This is a genomic window from Parvibaculum sp. (genome assembly GCF_035511255.1).
GTDB lineage: Bacteria > Pseudomonadota > Alphaproteobacteria > Parvibaculales > Parvibaculaceae > Parvibaculum.
Genome location: NZ_DATKFR010000058.1, coordinates 1 through 6,863 on the forward strand (window position 1 = coordinate 1; position 6,863 = coordinate 6,863).

The following is a 6,863-nucleotide window of genomic DNA, read 5'->3' on the forward strand; positions in this document are numbered from 1 at the left end:
CGACGCCTTCCTTCACCATGAAGTCGACGACCGCGATCGCCCGCGCGCTGGAGAGATACCAGTTCGACGGAAACTGCGCCGTGTGGATCGGGTTGGCGTCCGTGTGTCCGTCGACGCGGATCACCCAGGGAATGTCGGAAGGGATTTCCGCTGCGATTTCCCGCACCGCATCCGTGATCTTGCGAAGCTGACCGACGCCGGACGGGTTGATCTCGGCCGAGCCCGAGTCGAAAAGAATTTCCGACTGAATGACGAAACGGTCGCCGACGATCTCGATGTCCGGGCGGTTGCCGAGAATCTCGCGCAGCCGGCCGAAGAACTCGGAGCGATACTTCGCGAGCTCCTGCACCTTCTGCGCCAGCGCCGCGTTGAGCCGCCGCCCGAGATCGGCGATCTGCGCCTGAGATTCCTTGTCGCGCTTCTCCGACGCATCGAGCGCCTCCTCGAGCGCCGCGAGCTGGCGGCGCAGCGCCGCGATCTGCTGGTTCAGAAGTTCGACCTGCGCCAGCGCTTGGCTCGATATGTCCTTCTGCTTCGACAGCTCGTCCTGCAGCACCGTGACCTGCGCGCCCGCGCCGGCATCGGCGCTGAGCTTGTCCTTCTCCGCATTGGCCTCCGCGAGCGAGGCTTGCAGGCTCGCGATGGTCAGTTGCATGTCGGCCTTTTCCTGCTTCACCAGCGCAAGCTGACTCACCAGTTCCGCGATCTGGCTCCGCAGGTTTTCAAGCGCGGCGTCCTTGCTCGACACGAGCTGCGACAGAAAGAACTGCGTCAGCATGAAAATGGTGAGCAGGAAGATCAGCACCAGCAGCAGGCTCGACATGGCGTCGACGAAGCCCGGCCAGTAATCCGCGCTCGGAGCGCGGCCGCGAATGCGTCTATGCGCAAGAGCCATCGAGCGCGACCTTACTTCTTGACGCCGACGGCGGTGGCGAGCCGGTCGAGAACGGGACCGAGCGCCTCCTGGTTTTCGGCGAGCCTGCGGATGAGCTGCTGTTCATGGCGAAGCTGCTCGGTGAGCGCCTGCACCTGGCCCGCCAGCGCGAGCATGGGGGCATTGTTGGCGCCGCCGCCCGCCAGCGACTGCTCGATGCGCTCGAGCCGTTTCACCGTCTCGCCGAGCATGCCGGGGCCGCGTTCCATGTCGCCCGAAATATCGGTGACGGTCGACAGCCATTCCTCGAGTTCGTTGTAGAAGCGGTTCTGCGCCTGGCCCGCCTGCAGGTCGAGAAATCCGAGGATCAACGATCCCGCGAGGCCGAAGAGCGACGACGAGAACGACGTGCCCATGCCGGACAGCGGCCCTTCGAGGCCGGCCTTGAGGTTCTGGAAGACGGTCGCCGGGTCCGATGTCTCGACGTTGAGGCCGTGGATCGTCGCGCCGACCGAGGTGACGGTCGTGAGCAATCCCCAGAATGTGCCGAGCAGGCCGAGAAAGATCAGAAGTCCGATCATGTAGCGTGAGATTTCGCGCTGTTCGTCGAGTCGCGAGCCGATCGAGTCGAGCAGCGAGCGCATGGAAAGCGTGTTGAGCATCATGCGGCCCTTGCGCTCGCCGAGCATGGTCGCCATCGGCGCGAGCAGCCGCGGCGGCGGCGGCATGACGAGGCCGGGGTCGGCGCGGCGGAACTGGTTCACCCATCGCACCTCGGGACCGAGAATGAAGAGCTGCCGGAAGCCGTAGAGAATGCCGAGCGCGAGTACGCCGAGAATGAGCGTATTGAGCCCCGGATTGGTGAGGTAGGCGGTCTTCAGCTTCGGCGACAGGATGGCGAGCAGGAAGCCGACCAGGATCAGGAACAGCGTCATGCGTACGAGGTAGGGTCGCGGGTTGGAAAGGGCCGCGCCGTCCGTGTAGTCCTTCGTCATCGCCTACCTCTTGATGATCGCCAATCCGTCGCCGTCGCCGGCTCGCTAGCCGCCTGCCCGCACGATATCGACGCGGTCGAGCGGTCCCGCATCGCGCGCGCCGCCCAGCGCCTGCACATTGAGCCTTTCTGCCGAAATGCCCTGCGCGAGCAGTGTCTCGCGGACGGCGAGCACGCGCTTCAGCGAAAGGCGCCGCGCATTGGTGCTGACGTCGCCTGCGGTGCCTGCATAGGCCTTGAGGGTCACCCGGCCGCCGCGCTGCTTGAAGGCGGCAGCGAATGTTTTCACTTGTCCGAGAGCCTGCGGGCTCAGGACCGCATCGTCCGGATCGAAGGCGACGCGCAGGATGGCGGGTTCGGCCGCCCGGAGCGCGGGGGCTCCGAGCTTCGGCACGTCCTGCGGCTCCTGCGGAAGGAGGGGCGACGCGGGCAGGCCCGCCGGTGGCATGTCGGTCGCTCCCGAGACGTCCGGGGAAACCTCCGGCGCGGTGACGATATGCGTGCCCGGCCGTTCGAGCGGCACCGCGTCGACGGGCACCGCATACGCGGCTCCCGTCGTGGATGCCGCGAGCGCCGCACCCAGCAGAGCCTCGCGGGCGACCCGGCAGGTGAGATATGTCCGACGTTTCGACGAGAGGATCATGGGTTCGGCCGTGCGCCCCGGAAGACTGAAATCCGGCTGGTAGTCTAGAGCGCGATCCGTAAGGGAACAACCGCGCGAGGCGAGACCGGATCGGCCGAACATCTAGGCGGCAAATCGGGCGGAAGTTGGACGGGCCGGTTAACCCTGTGCCTTCGCCCGCGCGCGCTTCAGCACGGTTTCGAGCTGGGCCCGCAACATGTCGTTGCCGGCGATGACGCCGCCCGTGGTCAGCATGTCCTCACGGCCGTTGATGTCGCTGACGAAGCCGCCCGCCTCACGCACGATGACGATGCCGGCCGCCATGTCCCAGGGCGCGAGATTGTGTTCCCAATAAGCGTCGTAGCGGCCCGCGGCCACATAGGCGAGGTCGAGCGCGGCCGCGCCCATGCGGCGGACGCCGGAAACCTCGTTCATCACGCCACGAAGTTCGGCGAGGTGGATCTCGTGGCCCGGGCGGCCGATATTCGGCGTGCCGCAGGCGACGACGCCCGAGGAAAGTTCGCGCCGCGCGGCGACGCGAAGGCGCTTGTCGTTGAGAAAGGCGCCCTGGCCCTTCTCGCCGATGAAAAGCTCATCCGTGATCGGATTGTAGATGACGCCCGCCACCATCTGACCGTCGCGTTCGAGGCCGATCGAGATTGCGAAATGCGGGATCGAGTGGAGGAAATTGGTCGTACCGTCGAGCGGATCGATGATCCAGCGATGCGACTTGTCGCTGCCTTCGACGCTGCCGCCTTCCTCCATCAGAAAGCTGTAGCCGGGCCGCGCCTTCGACAATTCCTCGAAGATGATCTTCTCGGCCTTCTTGTCGGCGGCGGAAACGTAGTTCGCCGGCCCCTTCAACGAGACCTGGAGATTGGCGACTTCGCCGAAGTCCCGCTGCAGTCCGCGCGCCGCCTTGCGGGCGGCGGCGACCATGACGGCCATGACGGGCGTGTGACGGGACATCGGCTTTTTGCTCCGCTCAGTCGGCGCGGCGGAGATAGGTCACTTCGTTCGTGTCGATGACGACCTTCTCCCCGGTGGTGATGAAGGGCGGCACCATCGTGCGGAGGCCGTTCGACAGCACGGCGGGCTTGTAGGACGAGGTCGCCGTCTGGCCCTTCACGCTGGGTTCGGTCTCGACGACTTCGAGCACCACCTGATCGGGCAGCGAAATGCCGAGCGGGCGGCCTTCATGGCTTTCCACCGTCACCTTCATGCCGTCCTGCAGGAAGGCGGCGCGCTCGCCGACCCAGTCCTTGGAGAGCTCGATCTGCTCGTAATTCTCGTTGTCCATGAAAGTCAGCATCCCGTCATTCTCGTAGAGATACTGATAGTCCTTCTGCTCGAGCCGGATGCGCTCGACCGATTCCGCCGACCGGAAGCGCTCGTTGAGTTTGCGATTGTCGACGAGGTTCTTCAATTCGACCTGCGCGAAGGCGCCGCCCTTGCCGGGCTTCACATGCTGAACCTTGACGGCGGCCCACAGGCCACCCTGATGTTCGATGACGTAGCCGGGGCGAATTTCGTTTCCGTTGATCTTGGGCATAGGCTTTATCTCTCAAGCGTCGTGCGAAAAATGGCTTCCGGCTTTTCGCAAGACCGGCGCGAAAATAGAATAAATCGTTGAGCCGGCCCGCGCGGCTGACAAGCGCGCGATAACCGCGCTGGCGGCGCGGGGATCGGTCGACCGGCGCTCTGATAGCATCCCGGGGCCGGAAGGCCAATGGCTTTCAGGTCGCGGGGGAGGGGCGGCCTTCGGGCTTGCGGCTACGGGGCGGCCGGCTTCCGCGCGGCCGGTTTTGTCCCCTTGGTCAGCCTGGCGACCTCGGCATTCACCTTGGCCTGCATTTCGGGCGTGATCTCCGGTTCGATGGCCGCCCGCAGCGGTTTGTCGGCAATGCCTGCCTTCTCCGCCAGCGTCAGCCAGAAGAGGGCGGCGGCCGGGTCCTTGGCCACCCCATCGCCCGAATAATAGAGTTGCGCGAGCCGGTGTTGAGCATCGGGAATGCCCGCCGAAGCGGCAAGCGCGAACCATTTGGCCGCCGTGGCTGTGTCTTTCTCGACGCCGACGCCGTTGTAATAGGCATAGCCCAGCGCCCCCGCCGCTTCCGGCGAACCCATTTTCGCGGCGGTCTTGAACCGGACGACGGCGAGCGCCGGGTTCTTGTCCACGCCCTTGCCGTCCTGGAGCATCAGGCCGAGCTGATAATTCGCGTCGGGCTGCCCCTGGTCGGCCGCGAGCTTGTAGAGATTGGCGGCGTGTTCGAGATCCTGGGGCACACCCTTGCCGGCGGCGTAAAGCGCACCGAGATAGAACTGCCCGTTGGCGCTCCCGGAATTGACCGCCTCGCGCAGCCATTTGACCGCTTGCTTGTCGTCCTGAGGCCCGCCGGAGCCCGTCGCATAGCAAAGGCCGAGCTCCGACTGCCCCCCGGGATGGCCTTGCGCGGCGGAGGCGGCGAAGAGCTTGCGTGCGCCGGCCGGGTCTGCCTTGGTGCCGATGCCGTCCCGCGTCATCAGGCCGAGCGCATATTGCCCGTCGGCGCTGCCCTGGTCGGCCGCCTTGCGAAACCACTTTGCCGCCTCGCCGGGGTTCTGCTTGGTGCCGACGCCGGCATTGTAAAAAGTCGCGAGCAGGAGCTGCGCCTTCACATTGCCCTTTTCGGCCAGCGGCTTTGCCAGCGTGAAGGCCTTGCCGAAATCCTTGGCCTTGTAGGCGGCTTCCACGGGCGCAAGTTCGCTCGTTTCGGCGGCGGGCGTGGCCGCAGAGGCCGGGCTTGCGCCGCTGACGGCCGACAGAAGGCCGGCCGATACCGCCAGAGCGGCGACGAGAACGACGGGAAGGCGCTTCATGTATTTCTCTTTTCCTCGGACATGATCCGGTTGAAGGCGCCGACTGCGGCGGCGGGGCCGTCCGGATGGCTCCAGACGCCCGCCGAGACGGCGAGGAAATCCGCGCCGGCCCGAACCAGGGGCGCGGCGTTCTCGACCGTGATCCCGCCTATGGCCACGCAGGGCACGACGAAGGTTTCGGTCCACCAGCTCAGGATTTCGGGTTCCGCTCTCGTCTTGGCCTCTTTGGTGCCGGTTTCGTAGAACGCGCCGAAAGCGACATAATCGGCACCGTCCTCTCCCGCTACCATGGCGAGGTGGCGGGAATTATGACAGGTGACCCCGACAATCCGGTCCGGCCCGACGATCTTGCGGGCTTCCTTGCAGGACATGTCGTCCTGGCCGACATGGACGCCGTCCGCGTTCATCTCGGCCGCGAGATCGGCCCGGTCGTTGATGAGGAAGGCGACGTCCCGGGCCTGCGCCACGGGCATCAGGATTTCGGTGGCGCGGCGGATCGTGTCGGCGTCGGCCGTCTCGCCGGCCTCCGTCTTCAGCCGCAATTGCAGCGAGGCGACGTCGCCCGCGTCCAGCGCGGCCTTCAGCGTATCGGCGAAGGCACGCGGCTCGAGCCTCGGCGGCGTGATGAGATAGAGCCGGCAGGGCTCGCGTTCGTCTTCGATGGGGGCGGATTTTTTCTTGCTCATGGGACCGCTTTGTAGCGCGGGCGGCCCCCCGAAGGCAAAGCGGCCTGTTTCAGGTGGTGGCCTCGGAGGAGGAAAGCTGCCCGGTCGCGCCCCTTACCTTAGCCAGTTCGCCCCTCATCTTAGTCGATGATGTCGGAGCCGTCCGGGTTCAAACGGGCAAGACCCTCCTTCATCTGCTGGAGCCGTTCAGGCGGGTGCCCTTGCCACTTTGTAACTTCGGCGATGACGCGTAGCGGATCGCGGGAGCGATAGGACAGCGTCGGATTGCCCGGAAACTTCTTATCCGTCAGGTTGGGGTCGTCCATGAACGGCCCGGTTGGTTCCACGACGTAAATCCGTCCTGGCCCGCTGCCGGCGGCCAGCTCGGCGCCCCAGATCGCGGCATCCAGCGTGCCCGCGAAATAAACCCAGGAGAGCGCCCTGGCTTCGGTGAAGTTGGACTGATAGCCCACGATAATCAGGTCGCCGGGCTTCAGATCGGCCCGCGTTCCGTGGAAGAACGATTGTGCAAACATGCTGGCGGAGGCTGACATAGGCAATGCAACTCCCTTCGATGCGGCGACTGCCTCCCGCTCAATTTCTCCCGCCTGATTTGGTCGCTATGCGGGAGCGCCTTGCGTCCGATTGCTATTTGCGCCCGTCGAAGCCTGCTTTCCGCAAGGCATCCGCCAGCGCGCCGCCGCCGGACGGCTCCGGCGCCCGCTGCTGTTTCACCTGCGGTCTGGAGGGGGTGCGGGCCTGCTGCCCGCGATCCTTCGCGGGCGCCGCCTCGTCGCCGAGACGCATGGTGAGCCCGATGCGCTTTCGCTGCACATCGACCTCGAGCAC

At 65.7% G+C, this 6,863-nt stretch carries 9 protein-coding genes; all 9 read right to left on the minus strand.

Going from position 1 to position 6,863, the window contains the following annotated elements:
* Positions 1 to 895, minus strand: an 895-nt coding sequence (locus VMR03_RS01955) for a peptidoglycan -binding protein (protein WP_325401743.1), incomplete at its 3' end; no start/stop codon positions are given.
* Positions 896 to 906: 11 nt separating this feature from the next.
* Positions 907 to 1,869 (minus strand): flagellar motor protein MotA, encoded by a 963-nt coding sequence (locus VMR03_RS01960; protein ID WP_325401745.1) that lies wholly within the window; start codon positions 1,867 to 1,869, stop codon positions 907 to 909.
* A 45-nt stretch (positions 1,870 to 1,914) separates the two neighbouring features.
* Positions 1,915 to 2,511 (minus strand): OmpA family protein, encoded by a 597-nt coding sequence (locus VMR03_RS01965; protein WP_325401747.1) that lies wholly within the window; start codon positions 2,509 to 2,511, stop codon positions 1,915 to 1,917.
* 138 nt (positions 2,512 to 2,649) lie between these two features.
* Positions 2,650 to 3,459: an inositol monophosphatase family protein gene (locus VMR03_RS01970; RefSeq protein WP_325401749.1), complete on the minus strand. Its 810-nt coding sequence runs from the start codon at positions 3,457 to 3,459 to the stop codon at positions 2,650 to 2,652.
* A 16-nt stretch (positions 3,460 to 3,475) separates the two neighbouring features.
* The gene (gene efp / locus VMR03_RS01975) at positions 3,476 to 4,042 is read right to left on the minus strand and encodes an elongation factor P (RefSeq protein ID WP_325401751.1); all 567 of its coding nucleotides are present in this window, start codon (positions 4,040 to 4,042) and stop codon (positions 3,476 to 3,478) included.
* 221 nt (positions 4,043 to 4,263) lie between these two features.
* Positions 4,264 to 5,349 (minus strand): tetratricopeptide repeat protein, encoded by a 1,086-nt coding sequence (locus tag VMR03_RS01980; RefSeq protein WP_325401753.1) that lies wholly within the window; start codon positions 5,347 to 5,349, stop codon positions 4,264 to 4,266.
* Positions 5,346 to 6,035, minus strand: coding sequence for a thiamine phosphate synthase (thiE, locus tag VMR03_RS01985; protein WP_325401755.1), 690 nt, complete (start codon positions 6,033 to 6,035; stop codon positions 5,346 to 5,348). Before thiE ends, VMR03_RS01980 begins: the two co-directional genes overlap by 4 nt.
* A 119-nt stretch (positions 6,036 to 6,154) precedes the next feature.
* Positions 6,155 to 6,568: an NAD(+)--rifampin ADP-ribosyltransferase gene (arr, locus tag VMR03_RS01990; protein WP_325401757.1), complete on the minus strand. Its 414-nt coding sequence runs from the start codon at positions 6,566 to 6,568 to the stop codon at positions 6,155 to 6,157.
* Between the two features lie 94 nt (positions 6,569 to 6,662).
* On the minus strand, positions 6,663 to 6,863 hold a 201-nt coding region (locus VMR03_RS01995), incomplete at its 5' end, for a hypothetical protein (RefSeq protein WP_325401759.1).

Bases quoted from the DNA above. Each gene is read 5' to 3' on its own strand.
- VMR03_RS01960 (WP_325401745.1), bottom strand. From the start codon at position 1,869: ATGACGAAGGACTACACGGACGGCGCGGCCCTTTCCAACCCGCGACCC.
- VMR03_RS01965 (WP_325401747.1), bottom strand. From the start codon at position 2,511: ATGATCCTCTCGTCGAAACGTCGGACATATCTCACCTGCCGGGTCGCC.
- VMR03_RS01970 (WP_325401749.1), bottom strand. From the start codon at position 3,459: ATGTCCCGTCACACGCCCGTCATGGCCGTCATGGTCGCCGCCGCCCGC.
- efp (WP_325401751.1), bottom strand. From the start codon at position 4,042: ATGCCCAAGATCAACGGAAACGAAATTCGCCCCGGCTACGTCATCGAA.
- VMR03_RS01980 (WP_325401753.1), bottom strand. From the start codon at position 5,349: ATGAAGCGCCTTCCCGTCGTTCTCGTCGCCGCTCTGGCGGTATCGGCC.
- thiE (WP_325401755.1), bottom strand. From the start codon at position 6,035: ATGAGCAAGAAAAAATCCGCCCCCATCGAAGACGAACGCGAGCCCTGC.
- arr (WP_325401757.1), bottom strand. From the start codon at position 6,568: ATGTCAGCCTCCGCCAGCATGTTTGCACAATCGTTCTTCCACGGAACG.